The sequence below is a fragment of the Sphingomonas sp. J344 genome, from assembly GCF_024700005.1.
Lineage (GTDB): Bacteria > Pseudomonadota > Alphaproteobacteria > Sphingomonadales > Sphingomonadaceae > Sphingomonas.
Genome location: NZ_JAJONB010000001.1, coordinates 982,052 through 1,004,969 on the forward strand (window position 1 = coordinate 982,052; position 22,918 = coordinate 1,004,969).

The following is a 22,918-nucleotide window of genomic DNA, read 5'->3' on the forward strand; positions in this document are numbered from 1 at the left end:
CGGGAGGGGAATCATGAGTCGAGTGCCGCCAGCCGCTCCGCCTCATCCTCGGCAACCAGCGCGCCGATCAGTTCGTCCATCTCGCCCTCCAGGATTTCGGGCAGGCGGTGCAGCGTCAGGTTGATGCGGTGATCGGTCACCCGCCCCTGCGGGAAGTTGTAGGTGCGGATCCGCTCCGACCGGTCGCCCGATCCGACCATCGACTTGCGCGCGCCCGAGCGCTCGGTCGCCAGCCGCTCGCGCTCCAGCTCATAGAGCCGCGTGCGGAGCACCTGCATCGCCTTGTCGCGATTCTTGTGCTGCGACCTTTGATCTTGCTGGATCACCACAAGCCCCGTCGGGATATGCGTCAGTCGCACCGCCGAATCGGTGGTATTCACGTGCTGCCCGCCCGCGCCGGACGCGCGATAGATGTCGATGCGCAGGTCCTCGTTGCGGATCTCGACATCGACCTCTTCGGCCTCGGGCAGCACCGCGACGGTCGCGGCGCTGGTGTGGATGCGCCCGCCGCTCTCGGTCACTGGCACGCGCTGGACGCGGTGCACGCCGCTTTCGAACTTAAATCTGGCGAACACGCCCTTGCCCGCGACGCTGGCGACGACTTCCTTATAGCCCCCGGCTTCGGAGGTGCTGGCGGAGATCAACTCGACCTTCCACCCCTGCCGCTCGGCATAGCGGGTGTACATGCGCAGCAGATCACCCGCGAACAGCCCCGCCTCGTCCCCGCCGGTCCCGGCGCGGATTTCGAGCATCGCCGCGCGCTCGTCCGCCGCATCGCGCGGCAACAGCGCCAGCGCGAGGGCGTGATCGGCCTGCGCCAGCGCCGCCTCGTTCGCGCGCAATTCCTCGGCCGCCATCGCGCGCAGCTCGGCATCCGCCTCGCGCGTCATCGCCGCCAGGCTCACCGCCTCGGCGCGCAGCCGCCGCACCTCGCCCGCCGCCGCCGCGACCGGCTCCAGCTCGGCGTATTCCTTGGAAACCGCGACGAACTTGTCCGACGGCAGGTCGCCGGTCGCCATCATCGCCGACAGCTCATCCCGCCGCGCCTCGATCTGCGCGATCCGCTCGGGGGAGATGCGGGTCATCCGTTGCCGATCTCATACATCGATCGCGTCCCACCAGCGAGCAACCCAGCTGGGTCGTCAAAGCGATACCCCGTCCGCAAGGCGCCATCGACCCGTCGCTGAAGATCGCCGGTGTCGGGCGAGGTGAACGAAAGTCGAGCCAGTGAGTGACCGTCAGGCGGCGATACAGCCTGATCAATCGAAATGATAAGTAGGGGTTCCGCCGCCTTGGCTTTGGGGAAACGCTTGCGCTCACTACCCGAGAGAAAAATTTCGGTGCGAACTCCATGACGGCGCAGGGTCGCTGTCGCGCGAATAGCAACATCGTTCACCGCGTTCTTTTCAGCGACGATAGCTACCTCAATCTGCTCGCCCATTGGAGGCTCCAGCAACATCCCCAACCGCTCGATCCCCGCGGCCCAGCCCACGCCAGGCGTCTCCGGCCCGCCCAGATTGCCGATCAGCCCGTCATAGCGCCCGCCGGCCAGCACCGTGCCCTGCGCGCCCAGGCGGTCGGTGACGAACTCGAACGCGGTGTGGCGGTAATAGTCGAGCCCGCGCACCAGCCGCGCGTTGCGCGTCCACGCCACGCCCGCCGCGTCCAGCCCGCTGGTCACTGCGTCGAAGAACGCGCGCGCTTCATCGGTCAGATAGGCATCGATATCCGGCGCCAGATCCGCAATCGGCCGGTCGCGCGGGTCCTTCGGATCCAGAATCCGCATCGGATTCTTCTCGAGCCGCGTCAGGCTGTCCTCGCTCAACTCCTCACGGTGCGCCTCGAAATGCGCGACCAGCGCCGCGCGCCATGCCTCGCGCGTCTCCGCATCGCCCAGCGTATTGAGCTGCAGCGTCACGCCCTCGGATATCCCCAGCTCCTTGAGCAGCTGGTCGGCCATGGTCAGCAGCTCGACATCGGCCTGCGGCTCCGCCGCGCCGATGATCTCGGCGTCGATCTGGTGGAACTGGCGATAGCGCCCCTTTTGCGGCCGCTCATAGCGAAACACGGGCCCGTGCGTGGTCAGCTTGAGCGGGGCATATTGCTGCCACCCCTCGGTGATATACGCCCGGCAAATCCCCGCCGTGAATTCGGGCCGCAGCGTCAGCAGATCGTCGCCGCGATCGGGGAAGGTGTACATCTCCTTCGACACCACGTCCGACGTCTCGCCCATCGAGCGGGCGAACACCGCGGTGGATTCGAACACCGGCACCTGGACCTGCTGGAAGCAATAGAGCCGCCGCACATGTTCGAACGCCTCGACCACGCGGGCGAAGCGGCGCTGTTCGTCGCCAAAGATGTCCTGCGTGCCACGCACGCGTCTGGGGGTTTCTATCCGTGCCATTTGGAGCGGGTCTCTATTGGCTAGGGGGCCGGAAGGGAAGATTGTTCACGCACCGCCCCCTTTCGACTATAGGCCCGCGCCATGAGCGCCACCCCCAAGACCTATCACGTCAAATCCTTCGGCTGTCAGATGAACGTCTATGACGGCGAGCGCATGGCCGAGCTGATGGCGGCACAGGGCATGACCGCTGCCGCCGACGCCGACAGCGCCGACCTGATCGTCCTCAACACCTGCCACATCCGCGAAAAGGCGACCGAGAAGGTCTATTCGGACATTGGCCGCGTGCGGAAGAATGCGCGCCTTGCCGATCGCGCCGCGCCAATGATCGCCGTCGCTGGCTGCGTTGCGCAGGCGGAGGGGGAAGAGATCGCCCACCGCGCCAAGGTCGATATCGTGGTCGGGCCCCAGGCCTATCACAACCTTCCCGATCTGGTGCGCCAGGCCTCGGCGCAGGGCCGCGCGATCGACACCGACATGCCCGCCATCGCCAAGTTCGGCGCGCTCCCCGCCCGGCGCAAGACCGGGCCGACGGCGTTCCTGACGGTGCAGGAAGGGTGCGACAAATTCTGCACCTATTGCGTCGTCCCCTATACGCGCGGCGCCGAGGTCAGCCGACCGTTCGCGGCGATCGTCGATGAGGCCAAGTCGCTGGTGGATGCCGGCGCGCGGGAGATCACGCTGCTCGGCCAGAACGTCAATGCATGGGACGATGACGCCGGCACCGGCCTGCACGGCCTGATCGCCGCGCTCGACAGGATCGATGGACTGGCGCGTATCCGCTACACCACCAGCCACCCCAACGACATGAAGGAAGGCCTGATCCGCGCGCATGCGGAGGTCGAGAAGCTGATGCCCTTCCTCCATCTGCCGGTGCAGGCGGGCAATGACCGCATCCTGAAAGCGATGAACCGCAGCCACAGCCGCGATTCGTACCTGCGCATCCTCGACCGCGTCCGCGCGGCGCGACCCGATATCGCGCTGTCGGGCGACTTCATCGTCGGCTTCCCCGGCGAAAGTGAGGAAGAGTTCCGCGATACACTCAGCCTCGTCGATGCGGTCGGCTATGCCCAGTGCTTCAGCTTCAAATACTCCCCCCGCCCCGGCACCCCGGCGGCGGAGATGGGCGGCGCAGTTCCGGAAGAAGTGATGGACGACCGCCTCCAGCGCCTGCAGGCCGCGCTCAACCGCGATCAGGCCGCGTTCAACGCCGCCAGCGTCGGCAAGACCTGTGACGTGCTGGTCGAACGCAAGGGCAAGCTGCCCGGCCAGATGCTGGGCAAGTCGCCCTGGCTGCAATCGGTGCATCTGATGACCGACGCCGCGATCGGCGATCTGGTGACGGTGCGACTCGAGAGTGCGGGACCGAACTCGCTGGCGGGGACGGTCGTCTGACTCCATCGTCACCCCGACCTTGTGCCGGGGTGACGGAGGTGCTGGACACTCCCGGCCCGCTCGGCCACCTTCCGGCGATGAACCTGACCTCGACCGCGCGCCTGTTCGCGCTCGCCACCCCCGCTCCTCCTCGCCACCACCGCGCTCGCACAGCAGGCCAAGGACCCCGGCCCGAACGCCCCGGTTTCCTACGAGCTGAGCTTCGACAACGCCGCGCATCGCGAGGCGCGGATTGCGGTGACCTATCGCCAGCTCAAGCCCGGCGCGGTCGAGTTCCGCATGGCGCGCTCCTCCCCCCGGTCGCTACGCGATCCATGAATTCGCCAAGAACGTCTATTCGGTCTCGGCAAAGGACGGCGCGGGCCGCGAGCTGAAGATCGATCGCAGCGATCCCTATAGCTGGCGGGTCAGCGGCCATGATGGCACGGTCACCTTCGCCTACACTCTCTATGGCGACCGCGGCGACGGCACCTACAGCCAGATCGACCAGACCCACGCGCATCTCAACATGCCCGCGACGCTGATCTGGGCGAAGGGTTATGACGAGCGCCCGATCCGCGTCACCTTCCGCCCTGCCGACCCGAAGTGGAAGATCGCGACCCAACTTGCGCCTGTGGCCGGCAGCGCGACCACCTTCTGGGCGCCGCACCTCCAGTATCTGCTCGACAGCCCGACCGAGCTGTCCGACCATCACCTGCGCGAATGGACGATCACTTCAGGCGGCAGGACCCAGACGATCCGCCTCGCCGTGCACAGCGCCGACTCGCCCGAAACAATCGACGCCTATGCCGAAAAGGCGAAGAAAGTCGTCGCCGAACAGATCCGCATCTTCGGCACCGCGCCCGAATTCGACTTCGGCACCTACACCTTCATCGCCGATTATGTGCCGCAGATCAGCGGCGACGGGATGGAGCACCGCAACTCCACCATCATCAGCCAGCCGCGGACATTGGAGGCGGGCAAGTTCGCGCAGCTCGGCACGCTCAGCCACGAATTCATCCACGCCTGGAATGTCGAGCGGCTGCGTCCAGCGGAGCTGGAACCGTTCGACTTCACTCAGGCGGACCCCAGCCCGTCCTTGTGGTTCGCGGAAGGCTTCACCCAATATTACGGCCCGCTGGCGATCCTGCGCGCGAAAGAGGCCACGCTGGACGCGACGCTCGTCGGCCTCGCCGCCACGCTCGACCATATCGTCAACAATCCCGGTCGCCGCTACGGATCGCCGCAGGAGATGAGCCTGCGCGCACCGTTCGTCGACGCCGCGACCTCGATCGACCCCGTGAACGAGCGGATCTTCACCTCCTACTACCCCTATGGCGCGGTGATCGCGCTCGCGCTCGACCTCACCCTGCGCCAGCGCTTCGGCAACGATCTCGACGCCTATATGCGCCACCTGTGGAAGCGACATGGCGAAGCGCAGCGCAACTTCGCGCCGGTCAAACCCTATACGACCGCCGATCTTGAAGCCGGGCTTGCCGAACTCACCCGTGACCCCGGTTTCGCGAAGCGGTTCTTCGACGCGCATATCCGCAGCAGCGACCTGCCCGATTTCGCGCCTTTGCTCGCCCAGGCCGGGCTGGTGCTGCGCCCGGCCGACGCGAACAAGGCGTGGATCGGCGCGGCCAACATCACCGGCGGCGGCGATGACCCCGTCCGCCTCGGTGAAATTCCGGTCCCGGGCAGCCCGCTCTATGCCGCCGGGCTCGATCGCGGCGACACGATCGTGGCGGTCGATGGCAAGCCGATCGCGAGCCTCGCCGACTGGCGGGCCGCCCTGAGCGCGATGAAGCCGGGTCAGCCGATGGCCATCGCCTATGCCACCCGGACCGGACCCGGCAGCGCGACGATCACCCCGGTCGCCGATCCGAAGCTGACCATCGTCACGCTCGAAAAGGCGGGTGGCTCGCCGAGCGCGGCCCAGCTCGCCTTTCGCCGCGCCTGGCTCGGGACCGACTGAGCGCGCCAGTGTTGCTTCGCTGCGTCACCCCTGCGCCAATTGGCGCGGGGGTCGATTTGGGCTGTCCTACCTGCCGGGGCTCTGCCATCCTCGCGCTACGACATGCGATACGGAACCTCCGCTCTGGAAACCGGTTCGGCCCATCATGGCCCGCTGTCGTCCGCACACGCACATTTATGTCAGGTTCGTCGGCTCGCGTTCGCGTCGATGACCGCAAGGCCCCGTGACCTTTGTGACCTTCCAGCCCCCGAAAGGACCGCATGAGCCGCAAGCCAGTCCCCGCCCAACATGGTCAGCGCGCCCGCGTCGAGGTCAATTTCGACCGCCCCCAGCTGCTCCCGCAACTGTTCGGCGAATATGACAGCAACATCCTCGCACTCGAGGAACGGCTCGGCGTCTATATCCATGCCCGGGGACAGCGCGTGGTGATCGAGGGGGAGCGCCGAGGCCGTGGCGCATGCGCGCGAAGTCCTGATCGAGCTGCACAGCCGCGTTATCCGGGGTGAGGCGATCGACACCGGCCTGATCGATGCGGTGATCGCCATGTCGACCGAGCCGATGCTGACCGGCATCGTCCGCGCCGAGAATGACGAATCGGGCACCGCGCCGCCGATCATGATCCGGACGCGCAACAAGACGATCGTCCCGCGCTCGCTGACCCAGACGACGTACATGCGCGCGCTGGTCTCGAACGACATCATCTTCGCGCTCGGCCCGGCGGGCACCGGCAAGACCTATCTGGCGGTGGCGCAGGCGGTGGCCCAGCTCATCACCGGATCGGTCAAGCGCCTGATCCTGTCGCGCCCGGCGGTCGAGGCCGGCGAGCGACTCGGCTTCCTGCCCGGCGACATGAAGGACAAGGTCGATCCCTATCTGCGCCCGCTCTACGACGCGCTCTACGACTGTTTGCCCGCCGAGCAGGTCGAGCGGCGCATCGCCAGCGGCGAGATCGAGATCGCCCCGATCGCGTTCATGCGCGGCCGCACGCTGGCCGACGCCTTCGTGATTCTCGACGAGGCGCAAAACACCACGCCGATGCAGATGAAGATGTTCCTCACCCGCTTCGGCCGGAACAGCCGGATGGTGGTGTGCGGCGACCCCAAACAGACCGACCTGCCCGGCGGCCCGTCAGCGAGCGGCCTCAACGACGCGGTCGGCAAGCTCGAGGGGATCGAGGGCATGGCGTTCGTCCGCTTCGGCATCGGCGATGTCGTGCGCCACCCGATCGTCGGGCGCATCGTTGAGGCCTATGAGGGCGGGGACAATTCTCCAAGGGCGATGATTTTGCCAGAACGGACCTCGCCTGATGCTTGATGTCGCAGTCCAGGCCGAACCTGGTTGGCCCGAACTCGACTGGGATGCGCTGGGCGCGCAGGCGGCTGCGGCGGCGGTCGCGCAGACGCCGTTCGGCTATCTCGCCGCCAACGAGGCGATGATCGAGATTGCAGTCCGGCTGACCGACGATGCCGAGGTGCATCAGCTCAATGCGCAATATCGGCAGAAGGACAAGCCGACCAACGTCCTGTCCTTTCCGATGATCGAACCCGACCTGATCGAATCGCTGACCCAGAATAGCGACGATGGCGAGGTGATTCTGGGCGACATCATCCTTGCGCACGGTGTCTGCGCGCGCGAGGCAGCGGAAAAGGGCATTTCGGCCGAACAGCATGCCACGCACCTGATTGTCCATGGGGTGCTGCATTTGCTAGGCTATGATCATCAGGGGGATTCGAAGCCGAGGCGATGGAGTCGATGGAGCGCGCCGCGCTCGCAACCTTGGGGCTCCCTGACCCCTATCTGATACGCGAGGATTGAGCTCCAAGATGACGGACGGCCCCAGTAGCAACGGGAACGGCGACAGTAGCGGCGAAGGCGGAATATGGCGCGGCCTTCGTTCCCTGCTCTTCGGCGAAGAGCATGAGGAAACACTGCGCGAGCGTATCGAGGATGCAATCGACGAGGCGGAAGAAGGCAAGGACGGCAAGCCCGCAAAGGGCGACCTTTCCCCGCTTGAGCGCAAGATGCTCCGCAATCTCCTCCATTTCGGTGAGCGCGACGCGGGCGATGTCGGCGTGCCGCGTGCCGACGTCATCGCGGTGGACGAAGCCACGAGCTTTGCCGAACTGGTCCAGATCTTTGCCGAAGCTGGCCATAGCCGCCTGCCGGTCTATCGCGAGAAGCTCGACCGCGTCATCGGCATGATCCATATCAAGGACGTGTTCGCGGTCCTTGCCGCCGGCGCCGGACCGCCGTCGAAGATCACCGACCTGATGCGCCAGCCGCTGTACGTCCCCCAGTCGATGGGCACGCTCGACCTGCTCGCCCAGATGCAGGCCAGCCGCACCCATCTCGCCATCGTGCTCGACGAATACTCGGGGACCGAGGGGCTGATCACGATCGAGGATCTGGTCGAGGAAATCGTCGGCGAGATCGACGACGAACATGACGACGCGCCCGAAGCCCTATGGGTGCCGCTCGACAATGGCGGCTGGGATGCCGATGCCCGCGCCGAGCTGGAGGATGTCGCCGCGGCGATCGACCCCCGGCTGGGTGAGGTCGAAGAGGATATCGAGACGCTCGGCGGGCTCGCCTTCATCCTGGCCGGACACGTTCCCGAAGCGGGCGAGTGCCTCAGGCACCCGAGCGGGTGGACGCTCGAAGTCCTGGAGGCCGACGCCACCCGCGTCCGCCGCCTGCGCCTGCATCCGCCCGAAGAACTAGTCGAAGCCGAGGACTGACCATTGCGCCGCAAACTTCTGATCGCCACCGCAGCAATCGTCGTGATCGGCGGCGGCATCTACTGGGTGGCCTCGCGCCCCGATGTCGCGCAGCTGAGCGTCGAGGCGGCAAGTGGAGTGCGGCCCAAGCTGATCGCCCCGCGCGCCGAAACCGTCCCGACGGTCAAGATCGCCGACGCGGTCGGCTGGCCCACCGGAGCCGCGCCGGTCGCGGCCAAGGGGCTGAAGGTCAACGCCTTTGCCACCGGGCTCGATCATCCGCGCTGGCTCTATCGCCTGCCCAATGGCGACGTGCTGGTCGCCGAAAGCAACTCGCCGCCGCGCGGGGGGCGGGATCACCAACTGGGTGATGAAGCGCCTGATGGGCCGCGCCGGTGCCGGCGGCGCGTCGGCCAATCGCATCACCCTGTTGCGCGACGCGAATGGCGACGGGGTGGCAGAGGCGCGGTCGGTGCTGCTGAGCGCCGACAACGGCCTCGATTCGCCGTTCGGCATGGTACTGGTCGGCGAGACGCTCTACGTCGCCAACCACAATGCGCTGATCCGCTTCCCGTTCAAGCCGGGCGAGACCAAGATCACGGGCAAGGGCGAGAAGGTCGTCGACCTGCCCGGCGGCGGCAATCACTGGACCCGCGACGTGATCGCCGGGCCGGAGGGCAAGCTGCTGGTCAGCGTGGGCTCCGCGTCGAACATCGCCGAAAAGGGCCTTGAGGTCGAAAAGAACCGCGCGACGATCCTAGAGGTCGATCCGGAGGCAAAGCGCTCCCGCATCTACGCCGCCGGCTTGCGCAACCCGGTCGGCCTCGCGCTCCATCCCGAAACCGAGCGCGTGTGGACCGTCGTCAATGAGCGCGACATGCTCGGTTCCGATGGACCGCCCGATTATCTGACCCAGGTTACGATGGGCCAGTTCTTCGGGTGGCCGTGGAATTACTGGGGCGGCTATGTCGATGAGCGTGTCCAGCCCGAACGGCCCGATCTGCGGGAATATAGCGCTCGGCCGAGCTATTCCATGGGGCCGCACACCGCGCCGTTGGGCCTGACCTTCGCAACCGATGTGAAGCTGGGCGGCGGGTTCGCCAAGGGGGCGTTCGTCGGGCTGCACGGGTCGTGGAACCGCGTTCCGGCGTCAGGCTACAAGGTCGTGTTCGTGCCGTTCGGTGAACGCGGGCTGCCGGTTCCCGACGCCAAGCCGGTCGATGTCCTGACCGGTTTTCTCGATGCCAAGGGCAGGGCGCAGGGCCGTCCGGTCGGGGTGACTGCCGACCGCACCGGCGCGCTGCTGGTCGCGGACGATGTCGGCAACACGATCTGGCGGGTCAGCGCCCCGGCTCAGTAATCCGCGGCGGCGTAGGACAGGTCGGAATAGCTCGCATCCTCGCCCCAGCTGGTGCTGGCGGGCGCGACGGCATCGCGGGCGCGTAGTTCGGCCTGATACTCCGGGACTCCGCCCGATGGCGCGAGCGGCAGCATCCCGGTGACGGTATAATGCGCGGCCACGGTGCCGGCACAGCTGCCCAGCCCGCCCGTGGCGAGCAGGGCGACGGCAATCAGCGGCCAGGGGCGGGGCGATCGATTCATCGCGTGTCTCCTCGCCGCGTTCAACGGCATAGGCGAAACGCGGTTCCCTATTTCAGCAGCTTGGGCGCTTCCTGCATCAGCTTCTCGCGGATCTTTCCGGCGAACAGCGCCAGCATCGGCGGCAGATCGACTTCGGCATGGACATGGGCATCGTGGATTTCGAGCCGGCTGGCGACGCGCTGCCCCAGCGCCGCGACGGTGAAGTGGAGCGTGTCGCCCTCCCACCGCTCGTCCACCGTCCCCCCGCCGGGGAACATCGACCCGATCTTGCCGACGCCGCCCGCGATCCGCGCCCGCGCGACATCGCGGCCAAGCTTGTGGGGGATATCGACGATCACGGGTTCGGGCATGATGCTTCCTCTGGTGTAATGGGGACATAATACGCACCGTGCTTGTATCTGTCACGGTCCGGGGCGATAGCGTGGCTCCGATGATCCTGCCCCGTCCCCGCCTGCTCGCGCTGCTGACCGGCGCCGTTTCCGCCACCGCCTTTGCCCCGCTCGATTGGTGGGTCGCGGGGCTGGTGTGTTTCGCCATCCTGTTGCGACTCACGCATGAGGCGTCGAGCCTGAAACAGGCGCTGTTGCGCGGCTGGCTGTTCGGCCTTGGCCATTTCACCGTCGGCAACAACTGGATCCAGCACGCCTTTACCTATCAGGACAAGATGCCCGCTGAACTGGGCTATGTCGCGGTGGTCCTGTTGTCGCTCTACCTTGCCATCTACCCGGCACTGGCCATGGGGCTGGCGTGGCGGTTCGGACAGGGACGCAAGCTCGACCTGGCCTTCGTGCTGGTCGCGGGCGCGGCGTGGATCGTCGCAGAGTATCTGCGTGGCGTGCTGTTCACCGGCTATCCGTGGAACCCGCTCGGCGTGATCTGGCTTCCGGTGCCGGGGGTGGCGCAGGTCGCGAGCTGGGTCGGCACCTATGCGCTCTCCGGGCTCACCATCCTTGTCGCAGGCTCACTTCTCCTCGCGAGCCAGCGACACTGGCGTTTTCCGGCGGGCGCTGCCACGGCGATCGTCTTGCTGGCGTTGACCCCGATCCTGTTCCGCCCGACCCCGCCAGACATCCAGTCGGTCCGCCCGATCGTCCGCGTGCTCCAGCCGAACGTCGGGCAGGAAACCGTGCTCGACGGCAGCTACGCGCAAAAGGCGCTTAGCGAGCTGCTGCGCCTGTCAAACGACACCGCCACCATCCTCCCGGGCGGCCCGGTGCCGCGCCTGATCGTGTGGCCGGAGGGGACGGTCGATTACTGGATCGAGGAGGGCTATCCCGCCGCCTGGTACAGCAAGAACGATCCCCGCACCGTGCGCGCGATGATCGCTCAGACACTGGGGCCGAAAGACATCGCGCTGGTCGGGGCCACGGGCCTGTTGTTCAAGGGTGACACCCAACTCGACGCCGCGACCAATTCGGTATTCGCGATCGACGCCAGCGGCGCAATCCTCGGCCGTTACGACAAGGCGCATCTCGTCCCCTATGGCGAGTATCTGCCGATGCGCACGATCCTCCAGCCGCTCGGCCTGTCGCGGCTGGTGGCGGGGGAGATCGATTACGAGCCCGGCCCCGGCCCGCGCACGCTGAACGTCCCCGGCTTTGGCGATATCGGGATGCAGATCTGTTACGAGATCATCTTCTCCGGCCAGACGGTCGATCCGGCGAAGCGCCCGGCGATCCTGTTCAACCCCTCCAACGACGCCTGGTTCGGCGGCTGGGGTCCGCCCCAGCACCTGGCGCAGGCACGGATGCGCGCGATCGAGGAGGGGCTGCCGATCCTGCGCGCCACGCCCACGGGCATCTCCGCGATCATCGACGCGCGCGGCAAGGTCGTCTCGGCGGCGGGAATGGGCGACGCGAAGGCGATCGAGGCACCAATGCCGACGGCGCTCCCGCCCACCCTGTTCGCCCGGCTCGGCAACCTCGCGGCGGCACTCGTCGCGGCATTGCTGCTCGCCATCGCCATTGCCTTCCGCCGCTTCGCTCGCTAGGGCGGCGTCATATAAGGGAAGCTTTATATCTCCCCTTACCCCCAGCCGGGCATGGCAACGGCCCGGCCTTTTTGAGGAAAACCATGCGTTCCAGCTATGTCTTCACGTCCGAATCGGTTTCCGAAGGCCATCCGGACAAGGTTTCCGACCAGATTTCCGACGCGATCGTCGACCTGTTCCTGTCCAAGGACCCCGAAGCGCGCATCGCGTGCGAAACGCTGACCACCACCCAGCTGGTCGTGCTCGCCGGTGAAATCCGGGGCAAGGGCATCATGGACGAAGCCGGCAACTGGGCTCCGGGCGTCAAGGACGAGGTCGAAAAGGCCGTCCGCGATACCGTGAAGCGCATCGGATACGAGCAGGCGGGCTTCCACTGGGAGACGCTGCGCTTCGAGAACAACCTGCACCCGCAGTCGGCGCATATCGCGCAGGGCGTGGACGCCAGCGGCAACAAGGACGAAGGCGCGGGCGACCAGGGCATCATGTTCGGCTATGCCGCGAACGACACCCCGGACCTGATGCCGGCGACGCTCGACTACAGCCACAAGATCCTCGAGCGCATGGCCGCCGACCGCCATTCGGGCGCGGCCCCTTTCCTGGAGCCGGACGCGAAGAGCCAGGTCACGCTGCGCTACGAGGGCAGCAAGGCCGTCGCCTGCACCGCGATCGTCGTCTCGACCCAGCACGCCAAGGGCTATGACCAGGGCGAGAAGGAAGCCGAGCTCAAGGCCTATGTGAAGTCGGTCGTGGCGGACGTGATCCCGGCCGAGTTGCTCAGCGACGCGACCGAGTACCACATCAACCCGACCGGCAGCTTCGAGATCGGCGGCCCTGACGGCGACGCCGGCCTGACCGGTCGCAAGATCATCGTCGACACCTATGGCGGCGCGGCTCCGCACGGTGGCGGCGCGTTCAGCGGCAAGGATCCGACCAAGGTCGATCGCTCGGCGGCGTACATCACGCGCTACCTCGCCAAGAACATCGTCGCCGCCGGGCTTGCCCAGCGCTGCACGATCCAGCTTGCCTACGCGATCGGCGTGAGCAAGCCGCTGTCGCTCTATGTCGACACGCACGGCACCGGCACGGTCGGCGACGACAAGATCGAGGAAGCGATCGCGTCGATTGAGAAGCTGGGCGGCCTGACCCCGCGCGGCATCCGCACGCATCTCGGCCTCAACAAGCCGATCTACGGCCCGACCGCGGCCTATGGTCACTTCGGCCGCAAGGCGGACGGCGACTTCTTCCCGTGGGAGCGCACCGACCTGGTCGAGGATCTCAAGGCCGCGCTGGCCTGATCCGGCGCGCCTGACGGCATCAAATGGGGCGGCGGTCTGCGGATCGCCGCCCTTTTTGATTCGGACAGGCGCGGCTAGCATCGGCGCATGAAGACCCTCGCCGACCCCTCCCAAATTCTGACCCGCGAGCTGGCGGCGATCCGCAGCGAATTTCAGGTTCCGGAGGAGTTCCCGCCAGAGGTCCTGATCGCGGCGGAGCGGGCGGCGCGGCGCGCGCCCAGCGATCATGCCGACTGGACGCGCCATCCCTTCGTCACGCTCGACCCGGCGCACTCGACGGACCTGGACCAGGCATTTGCGATCGAGTCGGCGGGGGACGCGCATCTCCTCCATTATGCGATCGCCGATATCGGCTGGTTCGTCGATCCCGACGGGCGGATCGATGCCGAGGCGTGGCGGCGTGGCGAGACGCTCTATCTCCCTGACGGCAAGGCGAGCCTCTACCCCCCGCTACTCTCCCAGGGCGCTGCCAGTCTGCTGCCCGACGGCCCCCGCCCCGCGGTCGTCTTCAGCGTGCGCGTCGATGCGGAAGGCACGGTCGCGCTGGACGCGGTGACCCGCGCCGTGATCCGCAGCCGCGCCAAGCTCGCATATGCGACCGTGACCGAGGCGGACTTGCCGCCCGGCTTCACCACCCTCACCGACCGGCTGATCCGCGCCGAGGCAGCACGCGGTGCCGCGCAGAATCGACCCGCCAGAGCAGGAGGTGGCCGAGGGCGCGGACGGGCGGCTCACCCTCGCCTTTCGCGCGCGCCATCCCAGCGAGGATCGCAACGCGGCGCTCTCGCTCGCCTGCAACATGGCGGTGGCGCAGCTGCTGATGGCGCATGGCACGGGGTTGTTCCGTGTGATGGACGAGCCTGATGACCGCGCCGTCGCGCGGCTGCGCCTGACCGCACGCGCGTTGGGGATTGACTGGCCGAGCACCGCGACGCTCACTCAGTTCGAGCGCGGACTCGACCCCGCCGACCCGCGCCACGCCACGCTGATGCTGTCGATCCGCCGCGCCGGCAATGGCGCAGGCTATCGCGCCTTCGCGTCGGACGAGACGCCATGGCACGCGGCGGTTGCCGCCCCCTATGTCCATGCCACCGCACCGCTGCGACGGCTGGCCGACCGCTATGTCGTCGAGGCTGCATTGGCCGTCGCCAATGCCCGGAACTTGCCGGAATATGTCGACGCAGCCTTTGCGCGGCTCCCCAAGGTCATGGCCCGTGCCGACAGCCGCGCGGGCCAGATCGACCGCGCGGTGATCGCGATGGCCGAAGCGGTAATGCTCGCAGGACGGGAAGGCGAGCGGTTCGACGCGGTGGTGACCGCCATCGACGAACGCGGCGCAGCGATCCAGCTCTGCACCCTCCCCATCACCGCCCGGATCGACGCCGCCGGCCTTACGCCCGGCGACGCGGTCGTGCTGACGCTGGCCAGGGCAGACCCCGCCCAGCGCAGAATCGACTTCGAACCCGTTGGCTGACGCCTGCCTGTGCAAGAATCCTGAGCACGATTAACCATCCGCCCTTTCGCCGTCCTAGAAGAAACGGGTGGAGATGCTGATGCAGACTGTTTCGACCCTGACCTCGGCCAAGGCCGAGCCCGATTTCAACCTGACGATGGCGTTCCAGCCGGTCTGGGACGCCCGGCTTGGCGAAGTCTATGCCTATGAGGCGCTGGTGCGTGGGCCAAATGGCGAATCCGCGCGCGAGGTGATCGACGCGATCAAGCCCGAGGACCGCTATGCCTTCGATCAGCAGTGCCGCGTCGCCGCGATCAAACAGTCGGTGGCGGCGGGCATCCTCAAGGTTCCCGCGTTGCTCTCGATCAACTTTTTCCCCGACGTGATCACCGATCCCTTTGCCGACAGCGAGCGGACGATGCGCGTCGCCAAGGAGACCGGCCTGCCGCCCGAACGGCTGATGTTCGAATTTGCCGAGCATGACCGGCTGGACGGTTGCCGCATGGCCGAAACGATCGAGGCGCATCGCAAGATGCACATGCAGACCGCGTTCGACGATTTCGGATCGGGCGATGTCGGCCTCGCCCTGCTGTCGCGCTTTACCCCCGATGCGATCAAGCTCGATCCCGGCCTCATCCGCGGTCTGTCGTCCAGCTGGTCGCGCCGACTGCTCGTCGAAAAGATGATCGAAATGGCACGGTTGCGGGCGGTGCGGTTGATCGCGGAGGGCGTCGAGACCCGCGCCGATTACGACAAGCTGCTGGCGCTCGGCGTGCGCTATTTTCAGGGCTATTATATCGCCCATCCGCGGATCGGCGTGCTCGAACAGCCCAGGCTGCGTCCCGCAGCCTGAGCCTCCCCCTTGCCCGGCGGGCTATCACCGGCCAAGGGGCTGGCGATGAACGATCCCAGCACGATCCGCCGCCTCTATGGCCGCGCCAAGGGGCACAAGCTGCGCGCTGGCCAGCAGGCGCTGGTCGACGAAACCCTGCCCCGTTTCGCAGTCCCCGACGAAGGGGCGATCGACGCCGCGCGCCTGTTCGGCGATGATCGCCCGCTCGAGATCGAGATCGGCTTTGGCGCGGGCGAGCATCTTGCGGGGCAAGCCGCGATGCGACCCGGCCACGGCTTCATCGGCTGCGAGCCGTTTCTCAATGGCATGGTCGGCGCGCTCGGCCATATCCGCGACGGCGACCTCAAGAATGTGCGGCTGCACATGGGCGACGCGCTCGACGTGATTGAGCGGCTGCCCGACGCCAGCCTCGACCGCGTCTATCTGCTCCACCCCGATCCGTGGCGAAAGGCGCGTCATGCCAAGCGGCGCATGGTCAATCACGGTCCGCTCGACCTGATCGCGGCCAAGCTCAAACCCGGGGCGGAGTTTCGGCTCGGGACCGATGATCCCACCTATTGCCGCTGGTCGATGATGGTGATGAACCAGCGCCGCGATTTCGCCTGGCAGGCGAAGGAGGCAAAGGACTTCCTCACCCGCCCCGCCGACTGGCCCGAGACGCGCTACGAGCGCAAGGCGCGGCGGCAGGGGCATGAGGTGTGGTACTTCCGCTATCTGCGAGTTTGATTGTCGGCGAGTGCATTTGACCGGCCCGCTTGACCGGCGGCGTCCAGTCATGGCAGTGCGCGCGTTCACCCGGCTTGTCCGGGCGCCTTCGACGGCGGCCATGTGGCCAGAGCGGGCGGGTATAGCACAATGGTAGTGCAGCAGCCTTCCAAGCTGAATACGCGGGTTCGATTCCCGCTACCCGCTCCAGCCGCCCTTTCCCAAATCGACCGAATGAGGCGCAAGTCTCTCTAAATTCGAGCGTTTTCGCTTTCGATCATGGCCCCTCCCAGACTCAATGTCGGGGAAGGCCGTAGTTTCGCGATCTTATGACAAGCGGACGCCATGGGCATGATCCCCGGGTTTCAAGGAGAGGATCCGGGGCCATGAGCGGTCAACTGCAACGCAACGAGGCTGCGCCCAGTGTCGCGATCATACCGCAAGCTGCGGCAGAGCAGCGTGGGAGCAAGCGTCTGCGCACCGTCTATCGCGTTGCGCGGGTTGCCTGTGGCGGGGTCTATGGACTGGCGCGGGTGTTCAACCTGTCCGACCTGGGGATGATGATGTCGACCCCGCTCGACCTGTGTTCCGGCGACCAGGTGACGGTCGATCTTTCCGACAGCTGTACCCTTACCGGCACCATCATGTGGCACGACAGCAAACGCTGCGGTGTCAGGTTCGCGACGCCGGTCGACGGTGCCGCGATGCTCAAGCGCCTGTTCGAGGAACGGCATAGTCGGCGCTGGCGCCCGATGCGCGTGCCGTTGTCGAGGGCGGCGATCGTGCGCAGCGAATTTGGCATCCAGATGGTCCGGATCGAGGATATCTCACAGTCGGGCATGAAGCTGGCGCATGATGGCCGCTTCCGGCCCGGCCTGGCGATCGTGGCGCGGCTTTCGCCCGAGATCGAGTGTCGCGGCGTGGTGCGGTGGTCGCAGGACGGCAAGGCGGGAATCATGCTGAGCGATCCGTTGAGCGTCGAGCAACTCGCGGACATCCGTCGTGCTGCTGGCTTGTAAAGACCGTAGTTTCTCGGTCGAGGCGACGCTTGCCGCGTCGGACCCGGTCCCGCATCATCGCAACATGGACCATGAATTCGAAATGCTGCACGCGGCGATCGACCGCGCAGGCGATGCATTCGTGGTCTCGCATCTCGATTATTCGGAAGAGGTCCGCGGGCGCGCGATCGTCTATATGAATTCGGCGTTCACCCGCATCTTCGGTTATTCGCGCGAAGAGGCGATCGGACGGACGCCCGCCGAACTGATATTCGGTCCCCTGACCGACGCGCAGCAGGTTCGGGACGTGCAGCACCGCGCGATCGAGGGCATGGGCACGAAGGGGGAGGCGATCCTTTACCATCGCGACGGGCATCCGGTGGATGTCGAGTATGAAATGGTGCCCGTCCGCCAGACCGGCGACGCCATCCTGTTATGGATGACGGTGTTCCGGGACATTTCCGCCCGAAAGCGGCAGGAGGCGGAGACCGCCGCCCAGTTCGAGCGACTGCGGCTGATTACCCAGGTCTCGACCGACCTTGTCTGGGATCTCGACGTCGCATCCGGCGCGATCTGGTGGGGCAGCAACTTTGTCGAGCAGATGCGCTGCCCGGGGCAGGAGCCACCTGCCTCGCTCGCTGAGTGGCTCGATTTCGTGGTCGAAGACGACCGCGCCGCCGTCGCCGCCGGGGTCGAGGATTTTCTGGAGAGTGGTACGGACCGTTTCCGCGCCGAGTTCCGTGTCCGGCGCGGTGACGGCGAGATCCGGACATTGCTCCAGCGCGCGTTGCTTGTGCGCGATTCCGACCGCGCACCGGCGCGGGTCGTCGGCAGCCTGGTCGACATCTCCGAGCAGCGGCAATTGGAAGAGCATGTCCGGCGCAGCCAGCGCATGGAGGCGCTCGGCAAGCTGACCGGCGGCATCGCGCACGATTTCAACAATCTGCTCGCGATCGTGCTGGGCAACGCCGAAGTACTCAAGGACGCGCTGGAGCACGACGCCGAGCTGGCCGAACTGGCCGAACTGACGATGGAGGCGGCCGAGCGCGGTGCGCAGCTGACCAATCGCCTGCTCGCCTTTGCCGGGCGGCAGGTACTCAAGCCGGCGGCGGTCGATCCGGATGCGCTGATCGAGGGGTTCGCGCCGCTGCTGCGCCGGACGCTGCGTCCCGACATCGCGCTCGCCTTCGACCGACAGGGTGATGGCTGGCGCGTGATGGCCGATCGCAGCCAGCTTGAACTCGTCCTGCTGAATCTCGCGCTCAACGCGCAGGACGCGATGGCCGATGGCGGCAGCATTCACATCGCCACCGCGCGCCATGTCGTACCGAGCGACGCACCGGCATCCGAAGTGCTCACGAGTGGCGATTATCTGTGCATCACACTCAGCGATACCGGGACAGGCATGAGTGCGGAGGTGCTGCGCCGCGCCTGTGAACCGTTTTTCACCACGCGTGACGGACAACGGCGGGCTGGGCTGGGCCTTGCCACTGCCTATGGTTTCGCCGCGCAGTCGGGCGGCGACCTGCGAATCGTGTCCGCGCCGGGTGAAGGAACCCAGGTCCGCCTGATCCTGCCCCGCACCGACCCGGCTATCGACGCGCGCCCTTCCGCCGGGGCGGGTATCGGTCATCGTCTGCGGGTACTCGCCGTCGACGACGAGCATGCCGTCAGGCGGCACGTCGCCTTGCTGCTGCGCGGTCTTGGCTTCGACGTTGAGGAGGCCGAGTCCGGACCCGCGGCGCTGGAGCGGATCGAGTCCGGCGCGCGATTCGACCTGCTGATGACCGATATCGTGATGCCCGGCGGGATGAACGGTTTCGATCTGGCGCGGCAGGCGCTGGTGCGATGCCCGCAACTGTCCGTCCTGTACATGTCAGGCTTCGCGGTCGATGCGCGCGAACGAACGCCGGATATGCCCGAGGCGCCGGTGCTGGCGAAGCCGTTCCGCCGGGCACAGCTGGTCGAGGCGGTCCGGTCGGTAATTCCCGCTGCCTTCGACGATACCGGGATACGGTAATAGCACTAGCTATCCACAGTCCGGCATCCGCGCGATGATGTACATGCAATCGGCGCCGGGTCGGACATCCCCCCGTACCACAGCCTGGCGGATTGCCGGTTCGCTTAGGCGCCCCCGTCGGTCGGGCGCTACCCCTGCCGGGCGGCGACATCCCTCCGCCGCCCGGCCCCCCTCACCGGCTTGCCCGGAATATCGTTATCGGCTTAGGTTGCCGACGCGCGCCATTCGGTCGCGGGGGCGGTGCCATCATGAAGTCTGACAGCCACCGGTTGGAACGTGATTTATCGACGGACCACGCGCGCGACCTGTTCGCCCGCTTTCCCTATGACCATCCGCAAGGGCAGTTGCGCGAGCGGGTCAAGGAACTGCGCTGTTTGTATGAGGTTCTGGCGGTTGCGTCGGACTCCGCCGAGTCAATCCCCCTCAATCTGTTCCCGTATCGTCGATATCCTGATGCGCAGCTTTCTGCACGAGGACGCGACGATGGTTCGCATCATCCTCGACAGCGGGGTCATCGAATCAGCCAACTGGTCGTCGCCCGCAGTCTGGATCCGCGAACCCGTCACGGTGGAAGGACGGGAAATCGGCAGCGTCGCGGTTGCCTATCCTCCAGGGCTTGCAGCCGATGACGGCTTCCTGCCCGAGGAACATGAACTGGTCGCAGCGGTGGCCGGGAGAATCGCGCGTCTGGTTCGCCGTCGCGCGATGGTGGATGAACTGACCCGGGCCGAGCGGCTCAATGCGATGGGGCAGATGACCGTCGGGCTGGTCCATGACTTCAACAATTTGCTGACGGTGATCCTTGGTTCTGCCGAAGCGATCCGCGACACAAGAACGAATGACGAAATCCACGATCAGGCGCGACTGATTCTTGAGGCGGCAGAGCGCAGGTCGGGGATAATCGCGCAGCTGCTCGCCTTTTCGCGCCGTCAGCCGCTCGAGTCCCGCTCGATCGCCATAGCACCGCTGATGCGGGACTTTACGCCGCTGCTCATCCGCGCGCTGGGTGCCGACATCGCGCTCGATGTTGCGGTGGCGGTGGACGTCTGGCCGGTCCAGGCCGACCTCGCACAGCTTGAAAGTGCGCTGCTCAACCTGACCGTCAATGCCCGTGATGCGATACGCGCCACCGGCAAGGGTGGAGGGCGAGTGGCGATCGCGGTCGACAATGTGGCGACCGAGTCCGGAGACCATGTTCGTTTCACCGTGACCGATACCGGCCCGGGCATGACTCCTGAAGTCGCCGCACGGGTATTCGAGCCCTTTTTCACGACCAAGGAGACGCGCGGCACCGGGCTTGGCCTGGCGGGGGTGGACGGCTTCGTTCGCCAGTCGGGAGGACAGGTTCAGCTGTCCACGCGCCTGGGCGAGGGCTCCTGCTTCACCATCCTGCTCCCGCGCGCGGCCGATGCGCCGACCCGGGGTGTTGCCACATCGCGCGCGACGGAGACGGCGGGTGCCAGCGAACGCATCCTGCTCGTCGAGGACGAAGCGCTGGTGCGCCAGCATGTGACCGCGATGCTGACCCGGCTCGGCTATCGCGTCGATGCGGTCGAGAGCGCCGAACAGGCCGAAGCCGCGCTCGCGGCGGAACCCGGCTATGCGCTGTTGTTCAGCGATGTCCTGCTGCCGGGCGGGCGCAGCGGGGATCGAGCTGGGGCGCGCGGCACAGTCGCGCCATCCCGATCTCGCCGTGCTGTTGACGTCGGGCTATGTCGAGGACGCAATCGACTTTGACGGCTTGCCATTCGAGTTCATCGGAAAACCCTATCGTCGCGCCGAAATCGCGCGCAAGATCGCCGGCGTGCTGGAACAGCGGGGCAGTCACTGAAGTCGGGGGTGGGGATGCAAGTCTATCTGGTCGATGACGAGAGCGATCTTCTCGCCTCGCTGGCGATCACGCTCAAACGCGCCGGATATGAGACGCAATCCTTCAATAACCCGCAGGCCTTTCTGTCGGTCGCGCTGGACCTGACGATCGGCTGCGTGCTGCTCGATTACAACATGCCCGGCCTCAACGGCCTGCAGGTGCAGGAGCAGTTGCGGACGATGAAGGCCGGCCATGCGGTCGTTCTGCTCACCGGCGTGGGCGAAGTGCCCGAAGCCGTGGCGGCGATGCGCGAGGGGGCGGTCGATTTTCTGCGCAAGCCGTTCCGCAACGCCGACCTGCTCGCCGCGCTCGAACGCGCGCAGAGTGTGGTCGAGGCGGAACTGGCGGCGCGCGAGCGCGCGGCGGAATTCGGCGCGCTCAAGCCGCTGACGCCGCGCGAGCGCGAGATCCTGGAGTCGCTGGCCAAGGGGCTCCAGAACAAACAGGTCGCCTATGACTTGGGGATCAGCGTGCGCACGGTCGAAATGCACCGCACCCGCCTGATGAAAAAGCTCAAGGCGCAGACCATCGGCGGCGCGGTCGCATTTGCCAAGGAAGCTGGATTGCTCTGAACCCTACCCCGCCGCGTCGCGTCGCATCTGGCGGGGCGGACGGCCGAAGGTCTGGCTGTGCCAGCGCGTGAATGCGCCGATCGAGCTGTAGCCCAGCATGATCGCGATATCGGTGACGCGCATCCGCGGATTCGCGAGATATTGCACCGCCAGCTGCATCCGCGCGGTGTTGAGCAGGTCGCTGAAGCTTGCCCCTTCGGCGTCCAGCATCCGCTGCAGGGTGCGAACCGTCACCCCCATCGACGCGGCGCACGCCTGAATCGTCACCCGGCCCGACGGCATCATCAGCTTGATCAGGTGCCGCACCTCGTCGGTCGCGCTGCGCTCGGCGGGGCTCATCACCGCTTCGAGCAGCTGGCGTGCATGGCCGGCCAGCTGATCGTCGATACCGGAACGCGGCATGTCGAGGTCGCTCGACCGCACCAGCAACCCGTTGAAGTCGCAGTCATACTGCGCGGGGCAGCGGAACAGCCGCGCGACGATCGCACTGTCGGCGACGGGCGGCGGCGGGTGCGCGAAACAGATCGCCAGCGGCTGCCACCGATCCGCCAGCACTTCGCCGCACAGCCGCGCCAGCACCCCCATCGCCAAGTCCGATGCCTGACGTGACGGCTCGGGGCGCTCGAACGAGAAATCCTCGCGCAGGACCGCCTCGCCATCGTGCTCCTCGATGCTCAGCACCAATGTCGAATTGATCCGTTCGCGAAACTCGGCAACTGCGGCGAGCGCGCGGCGCAGCGTCGGCTGAAGCGCGATCAACAGGCTCGGCGCACCCAGATTGGCGATCGCGCGCCCCTCCGCCATGCGCAGGCCAAAGGTCATGCAGCCGGTCGCCTGCGCGCTGCGTTCGAGCAGGCGGACGACGGCGCGCGCGGGGATCAGCTGTTCGGGGTTGGTCAGCAGGCGCGCGTCGAGCCCCTGTTCGCGCAGCAACGGGCGCGGCTCGATCCCGAAGCTCGTCATCACCTCGAAATAGCCCGCCAGCGCGGCGACGCGCACCAGTTCGCTCAAATGCTTCTCCTCCCCCGGCGCTGGCGTCGAATGGGAAAAGAATGTCACGAAATGCAAAAAGGCAACGCCCCCGTCGCTA

Annotated in this window: 19 protein-coding genes, 1 tRNA gene and 3 pseudogenes; 18 read left to right on the forward strand and 5 right to left on the reverse strand. The window is 66.7% G+C overall.

Annotated features, from left to right (window positions below):
- Positions 1-11 precede the first annotated feature (11 nt).
- Both prfA and hisS read right to left on the reverse strand, forming a co-directional pair.
- A complete protein-coding gene (prfA, locus tag LRS12_RS04890; protein ID WP_257843587.1) occupies positions 12-1,085 on the reverse strand; it encodes a peptide chain release factor 1 in 1,074 nt (357 codons plus the stop codon).
- Positions 1,082-2,404, reverse strand: a complete 1,323-nt coding sequence (gene hisS, locus LRS12_RS04895; protein WP_257843588.1) for a histidine--tRNA ligase — start codon at positions 2,402-2,404, stop codon at positions 1,082-1,084. Before hisS ends, prfA begins: the two co-directional genes overlap by 4 nt.
- A gap of 81 nt (positions 2,405-2,485) precedes the next feature.
- On the opposite strand from hisS, the gene miaB reads away from it, so the two are divergent.
- From miaB to LRS12_RS04925, 6 genes and pseudogenes are all read left to right on the forward strand, one after another.
- A complete protein-coding gene (miaB, locus tag LRS12_RS04900; RefSeq protein ID WP_257843589.1) occupies positions 2,486-3,796 on the forward strand; it encodes a tRNA (N6-isopentenyl adenosine(37)-C2)-methylthiotransferase MiaB in 1,311 nt (436 codons plus the stop codon).
- A gap of 310 nt (positions 3,797-4,106) precedes the next feature.
- Positions 4,107-5,753, forward strand: coding sequence for a M61 family metallopeptidase (locus LRS12_RS04905; RefSeq protein WP_257845431.1), 1,647 nt, complete (start codon positions 4,107-4,109; stop codon positions 5,751-5,753).
- 260 nt (positions 5,754-6,013) lie between these two features.
- Positions 6,014-7,067 (forward strand): annotated as a pseudogene (locus LRS12_RS04910) (PhoH family protein).
- Positions 7,060-7,568: pseudogene (gene ybeY, locus LRS12_RS04915) on the forward strand (rRNA maturation RNase YbeY). Before LRS12_RS04910 ends, ybeY begins: the two co-directional pseudogenes overlap by 8 nt.
- Positions 7,569-7,576: 8 nt before the next feature.
- Positions 7,577-8,491: a hemolysin family protein gene (locus tag LRS12_RS04920; RefSeq protein WP_257843590.1), complete on the forward strand. Its 915-nt coding sequence runs from the start codon at positions 7,577-7,579 to the stop codon at positions 8,489-8,491.
- A gap of 3 nt (positions 8,492-8,494) precedes the next feature.
- A pseudogene (locus tag LRS12_RS04925) lies at positions 8,495-9,830 on the forward strand (sorbosone dehydrogenase family protein).
- On the opposite strand, the gene LRS12_RS04930 reads toward LRS12_RS04925, so the two are convergent.
- Together LRS12_RS04930 and LRS12_RS04935 are read right to left on the reverse strand one after the other, a co-directional pair.
- A complete protein-coding gene (locus LRS12_RS04930) occupies positions 9,824-10,072 on the reverse strand; it encodes a hypothetical protein (protein WP_257843591.1) in 249 nt (82 codons plus the stop codon). The pseudogene LRS12_RS04925 and the gene LRS12_RS04930 overlap by 7 nt on opposite strands.
- Before the next feature lie 47 nt (positions 10,073-10,119).
- Positions 10,120-10,422 carry a polyhydroxyalkanoic acid system family protein gene (locus LRS12_RS04935; RefSeq protein ID WP_257843592.1) on the reverse strand — a complete coding sequence of 101 codons (303 nt, stop codon included), beginning with the start codon at positions 10,420-10,422 and terminating at the stop codon, positions 10,120-10,122.
- An 80-nt stretch (positions 10,423-10,502) separates the two neighbouring features.
- Here LRS12_RS04935 and lnt point away from each other — a divergent pair, with 80 nt between their 5' ends.
- The 12 genes from lnt to LRS12_RS04995 all read left to right on the forward strand — a co-directional run bounded on the left by lnt (position 10,503) and on the right by LRS12_RS04995 (position 21,828).
- Positions 10,503-12,062: an apolipoprotein N-acyltransferase gene (gene lnt, locus LRS12_RS04940; RefSeq protein ID WP_257843593.1), complete on the forward strand. Its 1,560-nt coding sequence runs from the start codon at positions 10,503-10,505 to the stop codon at positions 12,060-12,062.
- Between the two features lie 83 nt (positions 12,063-12,145).
- Entirely contained in the window at positions 12,146-13,357 is a 1,212-nt protein-coding gene (gene metK / locus LRS12_RS04945; protein ID WP_257843594.1) for a methionine adenosyltransferase, read from the forward strand.
- 87 nt (positions 13,358-13,444) lie between these two features.
- On the forward strand, positions 13,445-14,221 hold the full coding sequence (locus LRS12_RS04950; protein ID WP_257843595.1) for an RNB domain-containing ribonuclease: 777 nt from the start codon (positions 13,445-13,447) through the stop codon (positions 14,219-14,221).
- Positions 14,163-14,831, forward strand: a complete 669-nt coding sequence (locus LRS12_RS04955; protein WP_257843596.1) for a hypothetical protein — start codon at positions 14,163-14,165, stop codon at positions 14,829-14,831. The genes LRS12_RS04950 and LRS12_RS04955 overlap by 59 nt, the downstream gene beginning before the upstream one ends.
- A gap of 79 nt (positions 14,832-14,910) precedes the next feature.
- Complete coding sequence (locus LRS12_RS04960) at positions 14,911-15,663, forward strand: EAL domain-containing protein (RefSeq protein WP_257843597.1); 753 nt, start codon at positions 14,911-14,913, stop codon at positions 15,661-15,663.
- 45 nt (positions 15,664-15,708) lie between these two features.
- On the forward strand, positions 15,709-16,389 hold the full coding sequence (locus LRS12_RS04965) for a tRNA (guanosine(46)-N(7))-methyltransferase TrmB (protein ID WP_257843598.1): 681 nt from the start codon (positions 15,709-15,711) through the stop codon (positions 16,387-16,389).
- A gap of 115 nt (positions 16,390-16,504) precedes the next feature.
- Positions 16,505-16,578, forward strand: a tRNA-Gly gene (locus LRS12_RS04970).
- 176 nt (positions 16,579-16,754) lie between these two features.
- Positions 16,755-17,387 carry a PilZ domain-containing protein gene (locus LRS12_RS04975; RefSeq protein WP_257843599.1) on the forward strand — a complete coding sequence of 211 codons (633 nt, stop codon included), beginning with the start codon at positions 16,755-16,757 and terminating at the stop codon, positions 17,385-17,387.
- On the forward strand, positions 17,371-19,386 hold the full coding sequence (locus LRS12_RS04980) for a PAS domain-containing sensor histidine kinase (protein ID WP_257843600.1): 2,016 nt from the start codon (positions 17,371-17,373) through the stop codon (positions 19,384-19,386). Before LRS12_RS04975 ends, LRS12_RS04980 begins: the two co-directional genes overlap by 17 nt.
- A gap of 453 nt (positions 19,387-19,839) precedes the next feature.
- Entirely contained in the window at positions 19,840-21,123 is a 1,284-nt protein-coding gene (locus tag LRS12_RS04985; RefSeq protein WP_257843602.1) for an ATP-binding protein, read from the forward strand.
- On the forward strand, positions 21,086-21,217 hold the full coding sequence (locus tag LRS12_RS04990) for a hypothetical protein (RefSeq protein WP_257843603.1): 132 nt from the start codon (positions 21,086-21,088) through the stop codon (positions 21,215-21,217). Before LRS12_RS04985 ends, LRS12_RS04990 begins: the two co-directional genes overlap by 38 nt.
- A 14-nt stretch (positions 21,218-21,231) precedes the next feature.
- Positions 21,232-21,828, forward strand: a complete 597-nt coding sequence (locus tag LRS12_RS04995) for a response regulator transcription factor (protein ID WP_257843604.1) — start codon at positions 21,232-21,234, stop codon at positions 21,826-21,828.
- Positions 21,829-21,831: 3 nt separating this feature from the next.
- On the opposite strand, the gene LRS12_RS05000 is transcribed toward LRS12_RS04995, so the two are convergent.
- Complete coding sequence (locus LRS12_RS05000) at positions 21,832-22,887, reverse strand: AraC family transcriptional regulator (protein ID WP_257843605.1); 1,056 nt, start codon at positions 22,885-22,887, stop codon at positions 21,832-21,834.
- Between the last annotated feature and the right edge of the window lie 31 nt (positions 22,888-22,918).

What these genes read in the sequence shown, in the direction of transcription:
- prfA (WP_257843587.1), bottom strand. Translation starts at nt 1,085, where the DNA reads ATGACCCGCATCTCCCCCGAGCGGATCGCGCAGATCGAGGCGCGGCGG.
- hisS (WP_257843588.1), bottom strand. Translation starts at nt 2,404, where the DNA reads ATGGCACGGATAGAAACCCCCAGACGCGTGCGTGGCACGCAGGACATC.
- miaB (WP_257843589.1), top strand. Translation starts at nt 2,486, where the DNA reads ATGAGCGCCACCCCCAAGACCTATCACGTCAAATCCTTCGGCTGTCAG.
- LRS12_RS04920 (WP_257843590.1), top strand. Translation starts at nt 7,577, where the DNA reads ATGACGGACGGCCCCAGTAGCAACGGGAACGGCGACAGTAGCGGCGAA.
- LRS12_RS04930 (WP_257843591.1), bottom strand. Translation starts at nt 10,072, where the DNA reads ATGAATCGATCGCCCCGCCCCTGGCCGCTGATTGCCGTCGCCCTGCTC.
- LRS12_RS04935 (WP_257843592.1), bottom strand. Translation starts at nt 10,422, where the DNA reads ATGCCCGAACCCGTGATCGTCGATATCCCCCACAAGCTTGGCCGCGAT.
- lnt (WP_257843593.1), top strand. Translation starts at nt 10,503, where the DNA reads ATGATCCTGCCCCGTCCCCGCCTGCTCGCGCTGCTGACCGGCGCCGTT.
- metK (WP_257843594.1), top strand. Translation starts at nt 12,146, where the DNA reads ATGCGTTCCAGCTATGTCTTCACGTCCGAATCGGTTTCCGAAGGCCAT.
- LRS12_RS04950 (WP_257843595.1), top strand. Translation starts at nt 13,445, where the DNA reads ATGAAGACCCTCGCCGACCCCTCCCAAATTCTGACCCGCGAGCTGGCG.
- LRS12_RS04960 (WP_257843597.1), top strand. Translation starts at nt 14,911, where the DNA reads ATGCAGACTGTTTCGACCCTGACCTCGGCCAAGGCCGAGCCCGATTTC.
- LRS12_RS04965 (WP_257843598.1), top strand. Translation starts at nt 15,709, where the DNA reads ATGAACGATCCCAGCACGATCCGCCGCCTCTATGGCCGCGCCAAGGGG.
- LRS12_RS04975 (WP_257843599.1), top strand. Translation starts at nt 16,755, where the DNA reads ATGAGCGGTCAACTGCAACGCAACGAGGCTGCGCCCAGTGTCGCGATC.
- LRS12_RS04985 (WP_257843602.1), top strand. Translation starts at nt 19,840, where the DNA reads ATGCGCAGCTTTCTGCACGAGGACGCGACGATGGTTCGCATCATCCTC.
- LRS12_RS04995 (WP_257843604.1), top strand. Translation starts at nt 21,232, where the DNA reads ATGCAAGTCTATCTGGTCGATGACGAGAGCGATCTTCTCGCCTCGCTG.